At 62.4% G+C, this 18,850-nt stretch carries 17 protein-coding genes; 14 read left to right on the forward strand and 3 right to left on the reverse strand.

Annotated elements, in window-relative coordinates; translation table 11 throughout:
* Window positions 1-115: 115 nt before the first annotated feature.
* The 5 genes from fabI to trpE all read left to right on the forward strand — a co-directional run bounded on the left by fabI (window position 116) and on the right by trpE (window position 6,099).
* Complete coding sequence (gene fabI, locus ACPF9B_RS07165; RefSeq protein WP_424180269.1) at window positions 116-922, forward strand: enoyl-ACP reductase FabI; 807 nt, start codon at window positions 116-118, stop codon at window positions 920-922.
* A gap of 4 nt (window positions 923-926) precedes the next feature.
* The gene (gpt, locus tag ACPF9B_RS07170; protein WP_007204570.1) at window positions 927-1,430 is read left to right on the forward strand and encodes a xanthine phosphoribosyltransferase; all 504 of its coding nucleotides are present in this window, start codon (window positions 927-929) and stop codon (window positions 1,428-1,430) included.
* A gap of 75 nt (window positions 1,431-1,505) precedes the next feature.
* Window positions 1,506-2,681, forward strand: a complete 1,176-nt coding sequence (locus ACPF9B_RS07175) for an aminotransferase (protein ID WP_424180271.1) — start codon at window positions 1,506-1,508, stop codon at window positions 2,679-2,681.
* Window positions 2,682-2,741: 60 nt separating this feature from the next.
* Window positions 2,742-4,583 carry a peptidyl-prolyl cis-trans isomerase gene (locus tag ACPF9B_RS07180; protein WP_424180273.1) on the forward strand — a complete coding sequence of 614 codons (1,842 nt, stop codon included), beginning with the start codon at window positions 2,742-2,744 and terminating at the stop codon, window positions 4,581-4,583.
* A 7-nt stretch (window positions 4,584-4,590) separates the two neighbouring features.
* Window positions 4,591-6,099 (forward strand): anthranilate synthase component I, encoded by a 1,509-nt coding sequence (gene trpE / locus ACPF9B_RS07185; protein WP_424180275.1) that lies wholly within the window; start codon window positions 4,591-4,593, stop codon window positions 6,097-6,099.
* A gap of 2 nt (window positions 6,100-6,101) precedes the next feature.
* Here trpE and ACPF9B_RS07190 read toward each other — a convergent pair whose 3' ends face one another.
* A complete protein-coding gene (locus ACPF9B_RS07190; RefSeq protein WP_424180277.1) occupies window positions 6,102-7,409 on the reverse strand; it encodes a divergent polysaccharide deacetylase family protein in 1,308 nt (435 codons plus the stop codon).
* Between the two features lie 142 nt (window positions 7,410-7,551).
* Between ACPF9B_RS07190 and ACPF9B_RS07195 the strand changes: the two genes are divergently transcribed.
* The 7 genes from ACPF9B_RS07195 to lexA all read left to right on the forward strand — a co-directional run bounded on the left by ACPF9B_RS07195 (window position 7,552) and on the right by lexA (window position 13,027).
* Entirely contained in the window at window positions 7,552-8,133 is a 582-nt protein-coding gene (locus tag ACPF9B_RS07195; RefSeq protein WP_424180279.1) for an anthranilate synthase component II, read from the forward strand.
* The gene (trpD, locus tag ACPF9B_RS07200; protein WP_424180281.1) at window positions 8,130-9,143 is read left to right on the forward strand and encodes an anthranilate phosphoribosyltransferase; all 1,014 of its coding nucleotides are present in this window, start codon (window positions 8,130-8,132) and stop codon (window positions 9,141-9,143) included. The genes ACPF9B_RS07195 and trpD overlap by 4 nt, the downstream gene beginning before the upstream one ends.
* Window positions 9,143-9,784, forward strand: coding sequence for a uracil-DNA glycosylase (locus tag ACPF9B_RS07205; protein ID WP_424180283.1), 642 nt, complete (start codon window positions 9,143-9,145; stop codon window positions 9,782-9,784). The genes trpD and ACPF9B_RS07205 overlap by 1 nt, the downstream gene beginning before the upstream one ends.
* Window positions 9,781-10,590 carry an indole-3-glycerol phosphate synthase TrpC gene (gene trpC / locus ACPF9B_RS07210; RefSeq protein ID WP_424180285.1) on the forward strand — a complete coding sequence of 270 codons (810 nt, stop codon included), beginning with the start codon at window positions 9,781-9,783 and terminating at the stop codon, window positions 10,588-10,590. Before ACPF9B_RS07205 ends, trpC begins: the two co-directional genes overlap by 4 nt.
* Window positions 10,587-11,063: a cyclic pyranopterin monophosphate synthase MoaC gene (gene moaC, locus ACPF9B_RS07215; protein WP_424180287.1), complete on the forward strand. Its 477-nt coding sequence runs from the start codon at window positions 10,587-10,589 to the stop codon at window positions 11,061-11,063. Before trpC ends, moaC begins: the two co-directional genes overlap by 4 nt.
* Complete coding sequence (gene glp / locus ACPF9B_RS07220; protein WP_424180289.1) at window positions 11,060-12,232, forward strand: gephyrin-like molybdotransferase Glp; 1,173 nt, start codon at window positions 11,060-11,062, stop codon at window positions 12,230-12,232. The genes moaC and glp overlap by 4 nt, the downstream gene beginning before the upstream one ends.
* Before the next feature lie 111 nt (window positions 12,233-12,343).
* Complete coding sequence (lexA, locus tag ACPF9B_RS07225; protein ID WP_007204559.1) at window positions 12,344-13,027, forward strand: transcriptional repressor LexA; 684 nt, start codon at window positions 12,344-12,346, stop codon at window positions 13,025-13,027.
* Here lexA and ACPF9B_RS07230 read toward each other — a convergent pair.
* Complete coding sequence (locus ACPF9B_RS07230; RefSeq protein WP_424180378.1) at window positions 13,021-15,087, reverse strand: ComEC/Rec2 family competence protein; 2,067 nt, start codon at window positions 15,085-15,087, stop codon at window positions 13,021-13,023. The genes lexA and ACPF9B_RS07230 overlap by 7 nt on opposite strands.
* Window positions 15,088-15,179: 92 nt before the next feature.
* Between ACPF9B_RS07230 and gltX the strand changes: the two genes are divergently transcribed.
* Window positions 15,180-16,580 carry a glutamate--tRNA ligase gene (gene gltX, locus ACPF9B_RS07235; protein WP_007204557.1) on the forward strand — a complete coding sequence of 467 codons (1,401 nt, stop codon included), beginning with the start codon at window positions 15,180-15,182 and terminating at the stop codon, window positions 16,578-16,580.
* Window positions 16,581-16,669: 89 nt separating this feature from the next.
* Entirely contained in the window at window positions 16,670-17,965 is a 1,296-nt protein-coding gene (locus ACPF9B_RS07240; protein ID WP_424180292.1) for a citrate synthase, read from the forward strand.
* A gap of 51 nt (window positions 17,966-18,016) precedes the next feature.
* On the opposite strand, the gene ACPF9B_RS07245 is transcribed toward ACPF9B_RS07240, so the two are convergent.
* Entirely contained in the window at window positions 18,017-18,793 is a 777-nt protein-coding gene (locus tag ACPF9B_RS07245) for an enoyl-CoA hydratase-related protein (RefSeq protein ID WP_424180294.1), read from the reverse strand.
* Window positions 18,794-18,850: the final 57 nt, after the last annotated feature.

Below are 18,850 nucleotides of genomic sequence, written 5' to 3' on the forward strand. Positions count from 1 at the left end.
ATCAAAAACAACCAGTATCAACCGCTTTAAGGGATAGACCGCACGCTGCTGGCATCTAGGCAACCGGCGGGCGACCGTGCTAGGGACCGTGAAACAAATCTTAAAGGGTGCTCTGATGACCTCACAATTGATGCAAGGCAAGCGCGGGCTGATCATGGGGCTTGCGAATGACAAATCCATTGCCTGGGGCATAGCCAAGGCCTGCGCCGATGCCGGAGCGGAACTTGCATTTTCCTATCAGGGCGAGGCGCTGAAAAAACGCGTCGATCCGCTGGCGCAATCGGTCGGCTCCGACACGGTGCTGCCCTGTGACGTGGGCGACGAGGCGTCGATCGACGCGCTGTTCGCGGCGCTCGAGGCGAAATGGGGCAAGCTTGATTTCGTGGTCCATGCCATCGGATTTTCCGACAAGAACGAATTGCGCGGCCGTTATGTCGATACCAGCCGGTCCAATTTCCTGATGTCGATGGATATCTCGGTCTATTCCTTCACCGCCGTTGTCCAGCGCGCGGAAAAGATGATGACAGATGGCGGCTCCTGCCTGACGCTGACCTATTACGGCGCGGAAAAGGTGATGCCGCATTACAACGTGATGGGCGTGGCCAAGGCCGCATTAGAGGCCTCTGTGCGCTATCTGGCCGAGGATCTGGGCAAGAAAAGCATCCGCGTCAACGCGATCAGCGCCGGCACGATCAAGACGCTGGCAGCCTCGGGCATCGGCGATTTCCGCTATATCATGAAATGGAACGAATATAATTCTCCCCTGCGGCGCACCGTGACGCAGGACGAGGTGGGCAAATCCTCGCTTTACCTGCTGTCGGATCTGGCCAGCGCTGTCACCGGTGAAGTGTTGCATGTCGATGCAGGCTATCATGTCGTCGGCATGAAGGCCGTCGATGCGCCAGATATCACAAAGGACTAAGCAGATGACCGACCGTTTACCGCATGAAAAAGGCTTTCACATTTCCTGGGACCAGATTCACCGCGATAGCCGCGCGCTGGCCTGGCGGCTCGATGGGCAAGGCCCCGATGACGGCGCATGGCGCGCGGTGGTGGCAATCACCCGTGGCGGCATGGCGCCTGCGATGATCGTGGCGCGCGAGCTTGATATCCGCACCGTGGATACGATCAGCGTGAAAAGCTATGACCACCAGAACCAATCCGAAGCCCGCGTGCTCAAAGCGCCCGACGCCGCGCTGATGGGCGATGGCACTGGTATTCTGGTCGTCGATGATCTGGTTGATAGTGGCAAGACATTGGAACTGGTGCGCGCGCTTTTCCCAAAAGCGCATTTCGCAACGGTCTATGCCAAACCCAAAGGCCGCCCGCAGGTCCAGACCTTCATCACCGAAGTATCGCAGGACACATGGATTTTCTTTCCATGGGACATGGCGCTGCAATATGTCGAACCTTATCGCGGCAAGGACTGATCACCGCATCGTTCGAGCTTAAATATCCCCGCCGGAGGCCCAAAAGTTTTTCGGCGCAACCCGTCTGGACCGTCCATGCCAAAATCCCGCACCGCCGCCACCTTCACCCCGCCTGTGATGGCGGCGCGGCGCTGGCTGGACGGGGTGACGCATCCCGCCGACAGGCCGCTGATCAACGTCAGCCAGGCCGCCCCGGTCATGGCACCCCCGCTGGCGCTGCGCGAGGCCGTGGCCCGCATCATGATGCAGGATACGGATGCCCATCTCTATGGTCCGGTTCTGGGCCTGCCCGCGCTGCGTGATGAAATCGCTGCGCAATGGTCTGCGGCCTATGGCGGGCGCATAAACGCAGGCCAGGTCGGCATCACCTCGGGTTGCAATCAGGCCTTCGCCGCCGCCATCGCAGCCCTTTGTGGCGAAGGCGATCAGGTGATCCTGCCTGTGCCTTATTATTTCAACCACCGCATGTGGCTCGATATGGCGGGTGTGACCACGGTGCCGCTGGTTTGCGGCGAAGATATGGTGCCGACAGCGGATGCGGCTGCGGCGCTGATCACCGATCGCACCCGCGCCATCGTGCTGGTCAGCCCGAACAATCCTTGCGGTGTGGAATACCCCGCCGCCACCTTGCGCGCCTTCATGGATCTGGCGCGCGCGCAGGGCATCGCGCTGATCGTGGATGAAACCTACCGCGATTTCGACAGCCGCACGGGTGCTGCGCATGACCTGTTCAGCGATCCGGCCTGGGATGACACGCTGATCCAGCTTTATTCCTTTTCCAAGGCCTACCGGCTGACCGGCCACCGTATTGGCGCGGTGCTGACCAATCCTATGCGCATGGCCGAGATCGAGAAATTCCTTGATACCGTCGCAATCTGCCCCAACCAGATCGGGCAGCGCGCCGCACTTTGGGGGATGCAGAACCTGTCGGACTGGCTGGCGGGCGAGCGCGCCGAAATCCTCGACCGGCGCGCCGTGATCACCGATCATTTCCCGCAACTCGCCGCCAAGGGCTGGTCGCTGCTGGGGGTTGGGGCCTATTTCGCCTATCTGGAACATCCTTTTGCGACCTCCTCGGCCGATCTGGCGCAAAGCTTGGTTGCGGATGCGGGCATCCTGCTGTTGCCCGGCACCATGTTCATGCCCGACGATATGCCCGCGGGCGAACGCCAGCTGCGCATCGCCTTTGCCAATATCGACCGCGCGGGGATCGCCACGCTGTTCGACAGGCTGGCCAAGGTCACGGTCTGACCCTTGCACCCAAGGGCCGCGCCCCTTATTCAGACGCGATAATTCAGGCGGAGCGATGGCATGGCACAAAAGAAAAAGACAAAGATCGGCGCATGGATCATCGTTGGCGTGGTGCTGGTCGGGCTGGCGGGGTTTGGCACCGGCGGCCTGACAAGCAATATCCGCACGCTTGGCACAGTCGGGGACAAGGACATCACCGTCGCAGCCTACCAGCGCACGCTGGACCAGCAGATCCGCGCGCTCTCTGCGCAATTCGGCACGCAGATTTCGTTCCAGCAGGCGCAGGCTTTCGGGATCGACCGGCAGGCCCTGTCACAGGTGGTGCAGACCCGCACGCTGGACAACGAAGCCGCCCAAATGGGGATTTCCGCCGGTGATCTGGCCGTCTTCGACCGGATCAGCGCGATCGGCGCCTTTCAAAGCGCGGGCGGGTTCAACCGCGACACCTACCGCCTAGTCTTGCAGCAATCCGGGCAGAGTGAATCCGAATTCGAGGCTGAAATCCGCGAGGATCTGGCCCGCACCCTGTTGCAAGCCGCCATTGTCAGCGGCGTGCCGGGGGCTGCCGCCCCTGCCGATGCGCTGGTCCGCTATGTGGCCGAAGCCCGCGACGTGACCCTGCTGCGCGTCAGTGCCGATATGCTGACCGCCCCGGTCCCCGGTGCAACCGACGCTGATATCACCGCCTTTTACGAGGCAAACGGCGATGAATTCCTGCTGCCCGAAGCGCGCGAGATTACCTATGCCTGGATGACCCCCGCGATGATCCAGGACCAGATGGAGGTCACCGATCTGGCGATTGAAACCCTGTATCAGGACCGGATCACAGATTTCGTGCAGCCCGAACGCCGGCTTGTTGAACGGCTGAACTATGCCGATCCGGCTGCCGCACAGCTCGCGGGCGGCCGTCTGGCATCGGGGGATGCAACATTCGACGCGCTGGTCACGGAACGCGGGCTGACGCTGGCCGATGTGGACATGGGCGATCTGGGCCGTGATGAATTGCCCGCCAACACCGCTGATGCGGTGTTCACCGCCACACCCGGCGATGTGGTCGGGCCATTCCCCACCTCGCTGGGCGCGGCGCTGTTTCGCGTCAATGCGGTGCTGAACGCGCAAGAGGTCACATTGGACGAAGCCTCTGACGATCTGCGCGCCGAACTGGCCGCCGAGGCCGCCCGCAGCGTCATCAATGATGATTTCGACCGGATCACCGATCTTTTGGCCGGTGGCGCCACGCTCGAGGATCTGGCAGAGCGCACCGATCTGGTGCTGGGCCAGATCAGCTGGACACCTGATGTCACCGATGGCATCGCCGCCTATGACAATTTCCGCGCCGCTGCCGAAGCCCTGAGCGAAGGCGCATTTCCCGCGCTTGAAGTTTTGTCCGATGGCGGCGTTTTTGCGCTGCGTCTGGACAGTGTGACGCCTGCGCGCGTGCCGCCGCTGCAGGATATCCGCGCCGATGTCGCCGCCCGCTGGCAGCTGCAGGCGCAGCAGGATGCCGTGCTGGCCCGCGCGGCCGAAATCGCCGCCGACCTGACTGCCGACACCGATCTGGCCGCTCTCGGCATGACCCCGCGTGTGGAATCCAACCTGACCCGCCGCAGCTTTGTCGAAGGCATGCCCGAAGGGTTCAATGACGCTGTCTTTGCGCTTGCCCCCGGCGAAGCCCGCGTCGTGGACGCAGGCAACGGGGCGCTGATCGTGCGGCTGGATGCCATCACCGACGCCGACCCCACCGCGACCGATCAGGCCGCGCAGCGCGCGTCGATATCCGCTTCTATCGCCGCAGGCATCGCGCAGGACCTGTTTGACGCCTATGTGCAAGCGGTCCAGCAGGCCACGCGCATCACGATCAACCAGGCCACCGTTGACGCGGTCAACGCCCAGCTTCAATAGGTGCGCCATGGCATTATTGCCCGATTATGACAGCTTTGCCCGCAGCTATGACGCGGGTGAAAACCAGGTGGTCTATACGCGGATCGCCGCCGACCTGGACACGCCGGTTTCCTTGATGCTGAAACTGTCCGAGGCGGGCACAAATGCCTTCATGCTCGAAAGCGTGACAGGCGGTGAAATCCGGGGGCGCTATTCGATCATCGGGATGAACCCTGATCTGATCTGGGATTGTCGCGGCACCATAGCGCGCGTCAACCGCTCTGCCCGTTTCGATGCCGATGCTTTCGAGGTGATGCCGGCCGCCCCATTAGACGCCTTGCGCGCGATTTTAGCCGAATCGCGGATCAACCTGCCAGCCAGTCTGCCTGCGGCGGCGGCGGGGCTGTTTGGCTATCTGGGCTATGACATGATCCGGCTGGTGGAACATCTGCCCGATGTGAACCCCGATCCCTTGGGCCTGCCCGATGCGATCATGCTGCGCCCTTCGGTCGTGGCAGTGCTGGACGGGGTCAAGGGCGATGTGATCCTTGTCGCCCCCGCCTATGTCCGGGCTGACCTGTCGGCCAAAGCCGCCTATGCGCAAGCCGCCGAACGGGTCATGGATGCGCAGCGCGCGCTGGACCGGTCGCTGCCCCAGCACAGCCGCGCTTTGGCAGATCCGGCACCTGTCGCGCCGCCGGTGTCGAATTTCACGCATGAAGGTTATTTGCAGGCGGTCGAAAAGGCCAAGGATTATATCCGCGCCGGTGACATCTTTCAGGTGGTGCCATCGCAACGCTGGACACAGGAATTCCGCGAACCGCCTTTCGCGCTTTATCGGTCCTTGCGCCGCACCAACCCGTCGCCGTTCATGTTCTTTTTCAACTTTGGTGGGTTTCAGGTGATCGGAGCCAGCCCCGAAATCCTTGTGCGCGTGTTCGGCAACGAGGTCACGATCCGCCCCATCGCAGGGACGCGTCCGCGCGGGGCAACCCCTGCCGAGGATGATGCGAACGAGGCCGATCTGCTGGCGGATCAAAAGGAACTGGCCGAACATCTGATGCTGCTGGATCTGGGCCGCAATGATACCGGCAAGGTGTCAAAAATTGGCTCTGTCCGCCCGACGGAACAATTCATCGTCGAACGCTACAGCCATGTGATGCATATCGTGTCCAACGTGGTGGGCGAATTGGCCGATGATCAGGACGCATTAAGCGCCTTTTTTGCCGGTATGCCCGCAGGCACCGTATCAGGCGCGCCCAAGGTCCGTGCAATGCAGATCATCGACGAATTGGAACCCGAAAAGCGCGGTGTCTACGGCGGCGGTTGCGGCTATTTCAGCGCGGGTGGCGATATGGATATGTGCATCGCGCTGCGCACCGCCGTTTTGCAGGATGAAAAGCTTTATATTCAGGCCGGTGGCGGCGTTGTCTATGACAGCGACCCAGAGGCGGAATATCAAGAAACCGTCCATAAATCCAACGCCATCCGCAAGGCGGCGGCCGATGCGCGGATGTTCAAGGGCGGCGGAAACTGACCCTATTGCGCGAGCTGTTCCAATAGGATCGCCGACACCGGCGCCAAGGAAATCTGCGACGGATCGCTGCGCTCGGCCCAGTTGCGGATCGCGGCCAAGGTTTCGGGTGTTGTGCGCCCCAGCAGGACAACATGCCCCGATTGCCGCGCGCGCAGCGCCGCTTGCTGCAGGCTGCGTTCAATCGCGTCACGGGTTTCGCCCGCACCGTCTATGTCGCGCGTGATCTGCGCCACAGGCACGCCATCTGCCGTGATATTGCGCAAAGCCCCACCCATACCGCGCGGCAGGGTGACAAAACCGCGCCCTTCATCACCGATCAACCGCAACGCCTGATCGGCCAGCATCCGGTCCTGTGCCTCTGGGCCGGTGCCATCGGAAAAGATGGCAATCGCCTCGGGGACCAGACCGAACGCCCCGACATAGGTCGTTTCGACGTCGGACGGCAGCGCACCTTGCGGCAAATCGGCCTGCAACAGCACCTCGATCCCGGCGGCGCGATAGGCGCGCATCCGCGCTGTCACATCGGCGGCGGCGGCGTTCAGCACGATTGTCGGCACGAAGGGCAGCCCGCTCAGGACATCGGGCGCATCGAGGATCAGGGCATTGTCCATCAGGACCACCGCGATCATCGGCAGGTCAGCGGCATAATCAAAATCGGCGGCATAGCGCAAAAGCGGCGAGGCGAGATCGCCGTCAAGCGCCGGTTCTTCGGGTCCGGCAGCGGGGGCCGTGCGGGGTCGGTTGACGCGCACATCCGCCGTAGATTGTGGCAGCGATGCCGATGGGCTGGTCTGGGGCCGGACCTGAGGCGCGGGCAGCGGCTCGGCTGGGGTATCTTGCAAAGCCGGTGGCACAGGCGCGGGTAATGTTGCCACAGGCAAGTCTTGTTCGGGCGCAGGCGGGGTCATGGCGGCAGGCGGGGGCGCAGCCGCCTCGATCGCAGCGGCCAAGGGCGGCGCATCGGCGGCGGTTTGCGGGGCCAATTCTGGCACAGTTTCTGGCACAATTGCCGGCAAAGGTTCTGGCGCAGGTTCTGGCACAATTTCTGGCACAATTTCTGGCGCAGGTTCTGGCACAATTTCTGGCACGGCTGGTGCCGTATCGGGCAGCACAACCTGGGGCGTTGTTATCACCGGCGTATCCAGAACGGGTGCTGTCGCCGGGGCCGCTGGCACCGCCGCCGGCTGCGCGGTCGCTGCGGGCGGTTGGCTCACCACGGGCGTTTCCGGCCCCACCGACACGGACACCAGTCCAAGCAAACCACCGCCGACCAAAACCGCCCAGCCACCCCCCGCCAGAAATGCCCGCATGTACCTCACATCCTTATTGCAAATGCGCCCGCCGCCTTCGGACTTGACGCGACCGGCCCTGTCGGCCCATGTATGGCGGCGCTTATATCGTCAGCTTGGCCGCAGACGGTAGCCCCAAATTTCCAGCTTACGGGACCTGTCCATGCTGCTTTTGATCGATAATTACGACAGCTTTACCTATAATCTGGTGCATTATTTGGGCGAACTTGGGGCAGAGGTCGTCGTGCGCCGCAATGATGCGCTGGATGTGCAACAGGCTATGGCGATGCGGCCCGATGCCATCGTGCTGTCGCCCGGTCCTTGTGATCCCGCACAGGCCGGTATCTGCCTGCCGCTGGTCCATGCCGCCGCCGAAACCGGCATGCCGCTGCTGGGCGTCTGTCTTGGGCATCAGGCGATTGGCGAGGCGTTTGGCGGCAACGTCGTGCGCTGCCATGACATCGTGCATGGCAAGATGGGCCAGATGCGCCATCAGGGTCAGGGCCTGTTCGCTGGGCTGCCCAGCCCTTTTGCCGCGACGCGCTATCATTCGCTGGTGGTGGACCGCGCCACCCTGCCCGATTGTCTGAAAATCACCGCCGATCTGGAGGATGGCACGATCATGGGGCTTCAGCACAAAACCTTGCCGATCCACGGCGTGCAATTCCACCCTGAAAGCATACGCTCCGAACATGGCCATGCCCTGCTGCAGAACTTTCTGGACATCGCCAAGGTGCTAGCATGACCGAGGCGATGAAACCGCTAATCTATGCCGCATCCGAAGGGCCGTTGTCACGCGCCCAAGCCGAAGAGGCGTTCGGGTATCTGTTCGCAGGTCAGGCGACCCCTGCCCAGATCGGCGGTTTGCTGATGGCGCTGCGCGCGCGCGGCGAGGCGGTGTCGGAATATGCCGCAGCCGCCGCCGTGATGCGCGCCCATTGCGTGCCTGTCACAGCACCGGACGGTGCGATGGACATCGTCGGCACGGGTGGTGACGGCAAACATACGCTGAATATTTCCACGGCCACCGCTTTTGTCGTGGCAGGCGCGGGCGTGCCGGTGGCCAAACACGGCAATCGCAACCTGTCGTCAAAATCTGGCACAGCGGATGTGCAAACGGCGCTTGGGATCAATGTCAACGTCACGCCGGAGGTGGTCGAACGCGCCATTGCGCAGGCGGGCATCGGTTTCATGATGGCCCCCTTGCATCACCCCGCCATGCGCCATGTCGGGCCTGTCAGGCTGGAACTTGGCTGCAAGACGATATTCAACATATTGGGACCATTGACAAATCCCGCCGGTGTCAAACGCCAGCTGACGGGGGCCTTTGCCATCGACCTGATCTTTCCGATGGCGGAAACGCTGCAACAGCTTGGCACTGAAAAGGCCTGGCTGGTCCACGGCAGCGATGGCACCGATGAAATCACGATCTGCGGGCCGACATCCGTTGCCGTGCTGGACGGTGGCAAGATCACCTCCCGCCAGATCCACCCCGAAGATGCGGGCCTGCCCGAACATGCCTTCCGCGACATCATTGGCGGGTCGCCGCAGGACAACGCACAGGCGCTGCGCGCGCTGCTGGATGGCGCACCCGGTGCCTATTGCGATGCGGTGCTGTTCAATGCCGCCGCCGCCTTGGTCGTGGCCGACAAGGCCGCCAGCCTGCCCGATGGTGTACAGATCGCCCGCGACAGTATCGACAGCGGCAAGGCCAAAGCCGCCCTTGACGCGCTGGTGCGTGTCACGAACGCCTGATGTTCGATCTGTCGCGTCTGGGGGATTGGGCAGATCTGCCCTTTTTCCGCGACGATCTGCCGATACTGGCGGGGCGGATTGGTGCGGATATCCTGCCGCCCCCCGCGCTGACATTCACGGCCCTTACACGTTGCCAGCCTGCCGCCACCCGCGTTGTCATTCTCGGGCAAGACCCCTACCACACGCCGGACAAGGCCGATGGGCTGGCCTTTTCTATCAACCCCGCATTCACCGGAAATCTGGCAAGCCTTGGCAATATCTTCAAAGAAATCCAGAGCGATACAGGCCAAATCCGGAATAAAACCAACCTGCATGACTGGGCGGATCAAGGTGTTTTGCTGCTCAATACCGCCCTGTCTGTTGCGCCCGGTCGGGCCGGCGCACATGGTAAAATCGGTTGGTCCAGATTGGTTCATCAGGTATTGGCGCGGCTGAATGACCACCCCCGCGCCTTTATCCTTTGGGGCGCGCAGGCGCAGGCATATGCGGCCCGCCTGCCCGCGCATCACATGATCCTGACCTCGGCCCATCCCTCGCCGTTGTCGGCGCATCGGGGGTTTTTCGGGTCGCGCCCATTTTCAAAGGTCAACCAATGGCTTATGGATCGGGGGGATATTCCAATCAACTGGGCGGACCCATGACCGACATTCTTGCCAAGATCAAAGACTACAAGCTGGCGGATGTGGCAGCGCGCAAAATCGCCCTGCCCCTGGCCGAAGCCGAAGCACTGGCGCGCGCCGCCAGCCCCGTGCGCGGTTTCGCCGCCGCATTGGCGGGTGCCAGCCGCGAAGGATACGGCCTGATCGCCGAGATCAAAAAGGCCAGCCCCTCCAAGGGCCTGATCCGCGCCGATTTCGACCCTGCGGCCTTGGCGCAGGCTTATGCGCAAGGCGGGGCCACCTGCCTGTCGGTGCTGACCGATGCGCCGTCCTTTCAGGGCGACGACAGCTATCTGGTCGCAGCGCGCGACGCCTGCGCATTGCCCGCGCTGCGCAAGGATTTTCTCTATGATCCCTGGCAGGTCGCGGAATCCCGCGCCTTGGGGGCCGATTGCATCCTGATCATCATGGCCTCGGTCAGTGATGCGCAGGCGCAGGAACTGGAACAGGCCGCGATCGACTGGCAGATGGATGTGCTGATCGAAGTCCATGATCAGGCCGAACTCGACCGCGCGGTGCTGCTGAAATCGCCGCTGATCGGGATCAACAACCGCAATCTGAAAACCTTTGACGTGACGCTGGACACCACGCGCATCCTGTCCAAACGGGTGCCAGAGGACCGGCAGATCGTGTGCGAAAGTGGGCTGTTCACCCCCGAAGACCTTGCCGACATGGCCCGATACGGCGCGCGTGCCTTTTTGATCGGCGAAAGCCTGATGCGCCAGGATGACGTGGCCGCCGCCACCGCCCGCCTGCTGGCCAATCCATCCACGGGGACGATGCGATGACCGGGCTGACGCATTTCGACGCCGAAGGACAGGCTCATATGGTCGATGTCTCCGACAAGGCCGTGACCGACCGGATCGCCGTGGCCGAGGCCCATATCGTGATGGCGGATGCAACACTGGCGCTGATCACCCAAGGCCGCGCCAAAAAGGGTGATGTGCTGGGCATCGCGCGGATCGCAGGCATTATGGCGGCCAAGAAAACCGCCGATCTGATCCCGCTGTGCCATCCTTTGCCGATCACCAAGGTCAGCATCGACCTGACCCCCGACGCCACCCTGCCCGGCATCAGGATCAGTGCCACGGTCAAGACCAGCGGCCAGACCGGCGTCGAGATGGAGGCATTGACCGCCGCCGGCACTGCCGCGCTGACCGTCTATGACATGGTCAAGGCGGTGCAAAAGGACATGGTCATCGGCGGTTTGCGCGTCACGCTCAAGGACGGCGGCAAATCAGGCCGGTTCGAAAATCCATGATCAGCGTTGCAGAGGCCCTGCACGACCTCTTTGCGCTGGTCACCCCGCTACCAGCACAAGACGTGCCGCTGCGTGATGCCGCACAGCGCGTACTGGCGCGCGATGTGACCGCGCGGCGCGACCAGCCGCCCTTTGCGGCCTCTGCCATGGATGGCTATGCGATCCATGCGGCCGATCACCGCCAAGGGGCCAGCCTGACCGTCATCGGCGAAGCTGCGGCCGGTCACGGCTGGCACGGCACATTGGCCCAGGGTCAGGCTTTGCGTATCTTCACAGGCGCGCCTGTCCCTGCGGGCGCAAGTCGCGTGATCATTCAGGAAAATGTCACCCGCGACGGCGAAAAAATCACCATCACCGATGCGCAGGACAGCGGCAGCAATATCCGCCCCCTGGGGGGCGATTTCGCGCAAGGCACGTCGCTGCCCGCGCCACGCCACCTGTCGCCCAATGATATTGCCTTGCTGGCGGCCATGAACATTGCAAGCGTGCCTGTCACCCGCAAACCCGTGGTCGCCATCATCGCCACGGGTGATGAATTGGTGCAACCGGGCGACAGCCCCGGCCCCGACCAGATCATCGCCTCCAACAGCTATGGGCTGGCCGCATTGGTCGCGGCCGCAGGCGCCACAGCACGGCTGCTGCCCATTGCGCGCGACAGCATCGCATCGCTGGAACAGACCTTTGCCCTGGCGCAGGGCGCTGATCTGATCATCACCATCGGCGGCGCCTCTGTCGGAGATCACGATCTGGTCGGACAGGTAGCGCAAAGCCTTGGCATGCAGCGCAGCTTCTACAAGATCGCGATGCGCCCCGGCAAACCGCTGATGGCCGGCCGGCTTGGCAGCGCCGCCATGATCGGCCTTCCGGGCAATCCGGTCTCGGCCATGGTCTGCGGTCATGTCTTCGTGCTGCCGGTGATCCGCAAGATGCTGGGGCTTGGCGCGCATCCCGCCGCAACGCAGACAGCCCTGCTTGCCCATGACATCAGCGCGAACGGGCCACGTGCGCATTACATGCGCGCGCATGCCACCGCCGCCGGTGTGACAATCTTTGAGCGCCAGGACAGCAGCCTGCTCAGCGTGCTGACGCAGGCCAATTGCCTTGCCCTGCGCCCGCCCCATGACCCCGCGCGCCAAGCCGGCGAAAGCGTGCAAATCGTGCCACTCTGACAGCTTCTTATTTCCAAAAATACTCCCGCGCGGCGCGCGTCGATCGCAAGGCGATTGACACAAAAGGGGAACAGGGGTAGAACATAAGCAAAACCAGCCAAGGATTTCGCCATGTTAACCAAAAAGCAGCTCGACCTTCTGGCCTTCATCCACACACGGGTGCAGCGCGACGGCGTGCCGCCCAGTTTTGACGAAATGAAAGAGGCGTTGGACCTGCGGTCAAAATCCGGCATCCACCGGCTGATCACGGCATTGGAAGAACGCGGTTTCATCCGCAGGCTGGCGCATCGCGCGCGGGCGCTGGAAATCCTCAAACTGCCCGACAGCATGATGGGCAGCGGGTTCCAGCCGCGCGTGATCGCAGGCGACAAACCCGCCAGTATCCCCACAGCCGCCCTGCCGGTCGAAGGCGGGTCAATGTCGCTGCCGGTCATGGGGCGCATCGCCGCCGGTGTCCCGATCGAGGCGATTTCCGAAGTCTCGCACCATGTGCATGTCCCGCAGTCCATGCTGGGCAAGGGCGAACATTACGCGCTCGAGGTCAAAGGCGATTCGATGATCGAGGCGGGCATCAACGATGGCGATGTCGTGGTGATCCGCGAAACATCCGTGGCCAATAACGGCGATATCGTCGTGGCCTTGGTCGAAGGGCAGGAAGCCACGTTGAAACGGTTCCGCCGTACCGGCAGCGCCATCGCGCTGGAGGCTGCGAACCCTGCTTATGAAACCCGCGTTTTCCGCGATGATCAGGTCAAGGTACAGGGCCGTCTGGTCGGGTTGATCCGCACCTATTGACGCGACAGCAACAGGGCTGCTTCGGGCGGGCCGGTGCGCCCGTTCCAGGGCCTGTTGCCTGCCCGTGCGCGCGATGTCTCGATGCGCAGGTCGCCTGTGGCGGTCAGGTCCATCGCCAACGCGCCTGTTCTGCGCAGACCGGTCAGGTCATAGACATGACAGGGGCGCGCAACCTCATCCACCTGATTGACGATCAACACATCCGCACCGCCGCAGCCTTGCAAGGCGGCCAGCGCGGTTTTGCCCGACACCTGCACGATCCGCCACTCGCCCAACATGGCCGTGACCACGCGGCCGTCCCGTTGCACCCCGCCACGGGCGGCGGCGATGTCTTGGGCCACCGGCGCGCCATCATTCTCGAGCCAGATCCCCGCGCTGAAACTGCCCCCCGTCGGTTTTGACAGGCTGCGCCCCTCTGGCCCCAGCACCCCGATCAAGCCGCCATCGTCGGCCACCAGCAACGCAGGCCGCGTGCCCTGCTGCCAGATCACAAAGGCCAGCGCGGCAAAGGCCAGCCCCGCAAACCGCGCGCGCCCCTGCCACAAGATCAACCACAGCAGCGCCAGCGTCAGTATGGGCAACACCGCGCCGGGCGGCGCGATCACATGGCTGACCGCATTGGGCTGGGCCGCGGTTGTCTGTGCCACAAACAAGATCCAGCGCAGCCCCGGTTCCATCACCGCCAGCCCGATCCAGGCCAGCCCCAAAGGCCACAGGCAGGCAGCCAGCACTGCGGCAGGCATCACCAGCATCCCCATCAACGGGACGCTGATCAGATTGGCGATCAGCCCGTAATGCGACATGATATTGAAATGTGCCGCCGCATAAGGGGCGGTCGCCAGCCCCGCCACCAGCGATGACACAAACACCGACATCACCGGGCGCGTCCAGCGCGGCAGCCGGTGCAGCTTGGCCCCGCGCAAGGCGCGAAACACCGCGACAAGGGCGATGGTGGCCGCAAATGACATCTGGAACCCCGGGCCGGTCAAGGCCTCTGGCTGCCAGACAAGCACGATGATCGCGGCGATGGCCACCCCCCGCAGCGTCAGCGCGCGCCGTCCCAGCAGCACCGCCACCAGCATGACCGCCACCATGACAAAAGCGCGTTCGGTCGCGACATTGCCCCCCGACAAGGCGAGATAGAATGCGCCCACGATCAGGGCGATGACCGCGGCGATCTTTTTGGTGGGCAACCGCAGTGCCACCGCCGGCACCAGCGCCAGCCCATAGCGCACAACCGCAAACACAAAGCCCGTCAGCAACCCCATATGCAGCCCCGAGATTGCCAGCAAATGCGCAAGGTTGGCCGCGCGCAAAGCAGCAAGACCATCCTGCCCCATACCCGACCGGTCACCTGTCATCAAAGCGGCGGCAAAGGCCCCCGCCTCGCCCAGCATCGCCTCTTGCACGGCGCGCGAAATCGCCATGCGCAATGCGAAAATTCGCATCATGGCATCGGGGGCCGCAGGCGCGGCCAACCGCAACACCGGATTGCGGGTGTAACCGACCGCCCCCAACCCAAAAAACCACGCATGGCGCTGGAAATCAAACCCGCCCGGTTCCGCCGGGCCGGCCGGGGGCGACAGATGGCCGGTCATCATCAGCACCGTACCGGGGCGATAATCGCTGAACGGCTGGTCACCATGCACCGACACGCGCACACGCGCGGGTGTGCGGTGGGGTGCGATCCGATCCAGCACCACGCGGTCCAGCGTCAGGCGCAGCGCGTCGCTGGCGGACCTGTCGATATTGACAACCCGCCCTTCGATCGTCCCGTAATAGCGGAAATTCAGCACAGGTGCGCCAACCGCTTCACTGCGGTATTTGGCGATGCCTGCCCCAATCAGCGCGATAATGATAGCCAGCACGACAGGGCGATAGGCAACGCCAATGCGTGGCAGCGCCAGCAGCAGGGCAAAGGCCACAGCCCCCCCAATCGCAAGGCCCGCATCACCCGGTTCCTGCCGCTGCGCGAAATACCACCCGATCCCCAGCCCCAGCCAGACCGGTACCCAGCACAACAGCCCCCCGCGCTGCGCCAAAAGCGCGTCTTCGACCAAGGCTCGCACTTGTTCTTCGTCCTTTGGCTGGCTATCCCCAAGGGGCACCGGCAGATTAGTCCAAAGCTGGTGAACGAAAGGTTAAGCCCATCATGTCCCGTCCTGTCGTCACACGTTTCGCGCCTTCGCCCACGGGTGCTTTGCACATTGGGGGCGCGCGCACGGCCCTTTTCAACTGGCTTTACGCGCGCGGGCGCGGTGGCAAGTTTCTGCTGCGGATCGAGGATACCGACCGCGCACGGTCCACCCCCGAAAACGCGCAAGCGATTCTGGACGGGCTGACATGGCTGGGGCTGGATTGGGATGGCGATCCTGTCAGCCAGTTTGACAGCGCCGCGCGCCATGCGCAGGTCGCACATGACTTACTGGCAGCCGGCAAGGCGTATAAGTGTTTCAGCACGCAAGACGAAATCGAAGCTTTCCGCGAACAGGCCCGCGAACAGAAAACCTCGACGCTGTTCCGCTCTCCGTGGCGCGACGTGCCTGCAGCCGACCACCCTGACCTGCCTTTCGTCATCCGCATCAAGGCCGCGCGCGAAGGCACAACCACCCTGCATGACGAGGTGCAAGGCGATGTGACATGGTCCAACGACCAGTTGGATGACATGATCCTGCTGCGCTCGGACGGCAGCCCTGTCTATATGCTGGCGGTCGTGGTGGATGATCACGACATGGGCGTCACCCATGTGATCCGCGGCGATGACCATCTGGCCAATGCTTTCCGGCAAAACCTGATCTATGACGCGATGGGCTGGCCGAAACCGGTGCTGGCGCATATCCCGCTGATCTATGGTCCCGATGGCAAGAAATTGTCCAAACGCCATGGCGCGACCGGCGCTGCGGAATATCAGGCGCTGGGGTATCCTGCGGCGGGGATGCGTAATTATCTGGCCCGTCTAGGCTGGTCGCACGGCGATGCCGAATTCTTTAGCGATGCGCAGGCGCGCGACTGGTTCGACCTGCACGGGATTGGCAAATCACCGGCACGGTTCGACACGGCCAAACTTGAACATCTGTGCGGTCAGCATATCGCTGTCGCTGACGATGCTGCGCTGCTGCATGAATTGCAGGGCTACCTTGCGGCAACCGGCGCCGCGCCGCTGGGTGATGCGCAAAAAGACGGGCTGTTACGCGGCATGTATTGCCTGAAAGAACGTGCAAAAACCTTTCCAGAACTTGTTGAAAAAGCACATTTTATCTTGACCAGCCGCCCGATTGTCCCGGATGAGAAATCGGCCGCGCAACTTACCGATGTATCCCGTGGTATACTGTCGGAATTGACGCCGCAGTTGCAAAATGCTAGCTGGACCAGAGATACTCTGGAAAGCATCGTTGCGACCATTGCCCAGGCGCATGACACCAAGCTTGGCAAACTGGCGGGACCTTTGCGCACCGCGTTGGCCGGGCGTTCGGTGTCCCCCAGCGTTTTCGACATGATGCTGGTTCTGGGGCAATCCGAGACGATTGGCCGCCTTTCGGATGCCAGCAAGTAAACCAGATCGTCACAAAAGGTGATTATCGGGTAGAATTGAACAAGGACGTGCGGGCGTGGATTGATGCGCCGCAGATGAGGGAAAGCACCATGGCTGAAACGACAGATACCGCAAAACTGACGATCAAGGGCAAGACCTATGACCTGCCTGTCTATTCCCCAACCACCGGCCCGGATGTTCTGGACATTCGCAAGCTTTACGCCCAGGCCGATGTGTTCACCTATGACCCCGGCTTTACCTCGACCGCGGCCTGCGACAGCACGATCACCTTTATCGACGGTGACAAGGGTGAGCTGCTGCATCGCGGCTATCCGATCGACCAGCTGGCCAGCCAGTCGCATTACCTCGAAGTCTGCTATCTGCTGCTTTATGGTGAATTGCCGTCGGCGGCCGAGCTGGAAAAGTTTGAATCGCTGGTGACCAACCACACAATGATTCACGAACAGATGCACAACTTTTTCCGTGGCTTCCGTCGCGATGCGCATCCGATGGCGACGATGGTCGGTGTGGTCGGCGCGATGTCGGCGTTTTATCACGACAGCACTGATATCAACGACGAGCACCAGCGCGAGGTGGCATCAATCCGCCTGATCGCCAAGATGCCGACGATTGCCGCGATGGCCTATAAATATTCGATTGGCCAGCCTTTCGTCTATCCGCGCAACGATCTGGATTATGCGGCGAATTTCCTGCACATGTGTTTCGCTGTGCCTGCGGCAACCTATCATGTGAACCCGATCCTTGCCCGCGCGATGGACCGGATTTTCACGCTGCATGCGGATCATGAACAAAACGCCTCGACCTCGACCGTGCGTCTGGCGTCGTCGTCCGGTGCCAATCCGTTTGCCTGTATCGCGGCGGGTATCGCCTGTCTGTGGGGTCCGGCACATGGCGGGGCGAACCAGGCTTGTCTTGAAATGCTCAAGGAAATCGGGACGCCAGACCGCATCCCCGAATTCATCGCGCGCGCCAAGGACAAGAACGATCCATATCGCCTGATGGGTTTCGGCCACCGCGTTTACAAAAACTTCGACCCCCGCGCCACGGTGATGAAACAATCCGCCGATGAAGTGCTGGATTTGCTGGGCGTGGAAAATAATCCCGTCCTGCAGGTTGCCAAGGAATTGGAACGTCAGGCGCTGGCCGATCCGTATTTCGCGGAAAAGAAATTGTTCCCCAACGTCGATTTCTATTCCGGCATCATATTAGAGGCGATGGGTTTCCCGACCTCGATGTTCACCCCGGTTTTTGCGCTCGCGCGCACTGTGGGTTGGATTTCGCAGTGGAAAGAACAGCTGGCCGATCCACAGCTGAAAATCGGCCGGCCACGGCAATTGTATCTGGGGTCAACGGCCCGCGATTACGTCGATATCGAAAACCGCTGATTGAAAAAGGCCGCCCCTCGGGGCGGCCTTTTATTTTCACGGGGTTGTGGTTCAGCGCCCTTCATAGACCGGCTTGCGCTTTTCGAGGAAAGCCACAACGCCTTCCTGAAAATCACGGGTCTGCCCGCAGCGCCCTTGCAGCCGCGCCTCGAGCGCCAGTTGATCGTCGAGCGTGTTTTCAAACGAGCCACGAATCGCTTTTTTCAGCTGCCGATAGGCCACGGTCGGCCCCTGCGCCAGATGGGCCGCGCGTGCAGCGATGTGATCCGCGAAACTGGCATCGGATACGACCTCATAGATCATGCCCCAGTCGCTGGCCTGCTGCGCGCTGATCTTGTCGGCGAACAGGGCCGCCCCCATCGCCTTGGCCGCGCCCACCTGCCGTGGCAGCCAATAGGTGCCGCCTGCATCGGGGATCAGGCCGATGCGGGTAAAGGCCTGCACGAAATACGCAGAATCGGCGGCGATCACCACGTCGCAGGCCAGCGCAAGATTGGCCCCTGCCCCCGCCGCAGCCCCGTTGACCGCAGCAATGGTCGGGATACGACAGTCAAAGATCGCCTTGAGCATCGGCACATATTCGTCGCGCAATGTGCGTTCGAGGTCGATCGACGCAGCAGACCCGCCATCGCCCAGATCCTGCCCCGAACAAAACGCCTTGCCCGCACCGGTCATCACCAGCACACGCGCGTCTTTTTCGGCGGCTTTGACGGCATGGGCGATTTCGGCGCGCATCTGCGTGTTCAGCGCATTCATCACCGTTGGCCGGTTCAGCATCAGCGTTGCAACCGCATCGCGGATGGTAAGTGTGACGGCCTGATAATCCATAATGCGGTCCTTGTTGCTCAAATCACCCCCACATTACTGAACAAGGCGGTTCAGGAA

Source organism: Yoonia sp. TsM2_T14_4 (genome assembly GCF_049602355.1).
GTDB lineage: Bacteria > Pseudomonadota > Alphaproteobacteria > Rhodobacterales > Rhodobacteraceae > Yoonia > Yoonia vestfoldensis_A.

Coding starts and splice junctions, on each gene's coding strand:
- moaC (WP_424180287.1), top strand. CDS start 10,587: ATGACCGGGCTGACGCATTTCGACGCCGAAGGACAGGCTCATATGGTC.
- ACPF9B_RS07190 (WP_424180277.1), bottom strand. CDS start 7,409: ATGCGGGCATTTCTGGCGGGGGGTGGCTGGGCGGTTTTGGTCGGCGGT.
- ACPF9B_RS07240 (WP_424180292.1), top strand. CDS start 16,670: ATGGCTGAAACGACAGATACCGCAAAACTGACGATCAAGGGCAAGACC.
- ACPF9B_RS07205 (WP_424180283.1), top strand. CDS start 9,143: ATGTTCGATCTGTCGCGTCTGGGGGATTGGGCAGATCTGCCCTTTTTC.
- lexA (WP_007204559.1), top strand. CDS start 12,344: ATGTTAACCAAAAAGCAGCTCGACCTTCTGGCCTTCATCCACACACGG.
- gltX (WP_007204557.1), top strand. CDS start 15,180: ATGTCCCGTCCTGTCGTCACACGTTTCGCGCCTTCGCCCACGGGTGCT.
- trpD (WP_424180281.1), top strand. CDS start 8,130: ATGACCGAGGCGATGAAACCGCTAATCTATGCCGCATCCGAAGGGCCG.
- fabI (WP_424180269.1), top strand. CDS start 116: ATGACCTCACAATTGATGCAAGGCAAGCGCGGGCTGATCATGGGGCTT.
- ACPF9B_RS07180 (WP_424180273.1), top strand. CDS start 2,742: ATGGCACAAAAGAAAAAGACAAAGATCGGCGCATGGATCATCGTTGGC.
- ACPF9B_RS07245 (WP_424180294.1), bottom strand. CDS start 18,793: ATGGATTATCAGGCCGTCACACTTACCATCCGCGATGCGGTTGCAACG.
- ACPF9B_RS07175 (WP_424180271.1), top strand. CDS start 1,506: ATGCCAAAATCCCGCACCGCCGCCACCTTCACCCCGCCTGTGATGGCG.
- ACPF9B_RS07195 (WP_424180279.1), top strand. CDS start 7,552: ATGCTGCTTTTGATCGATAATTACGACAGCTTTACCTATAATCTGGTG.
- trpC (WP_424180285.1), top strand. CDS start 9,781: ATGACCGACATTCTTGCCAAGATCAAAGACTACAAGCTGGCGGATGTG.
- trpE (WP_424180275.1), top strand. CDS start 4,591: ATGGCATTATTGCCCGATTATGACAGCTTTGCCCGCAGCTATGACGCG.
- gpt (WP_007204570.1), top strand. CDS start 927: ATGACCGACCGTTTACCGCATGAAAAAGGCTTTCACATTTCCTGGGAC.
- glp (WP_424180289.1), top strand. CDS start 11,060: ATGATCAGCGTTGCAGAGGCCCTGCACGACCTCTTTGCGCTGGTCACC.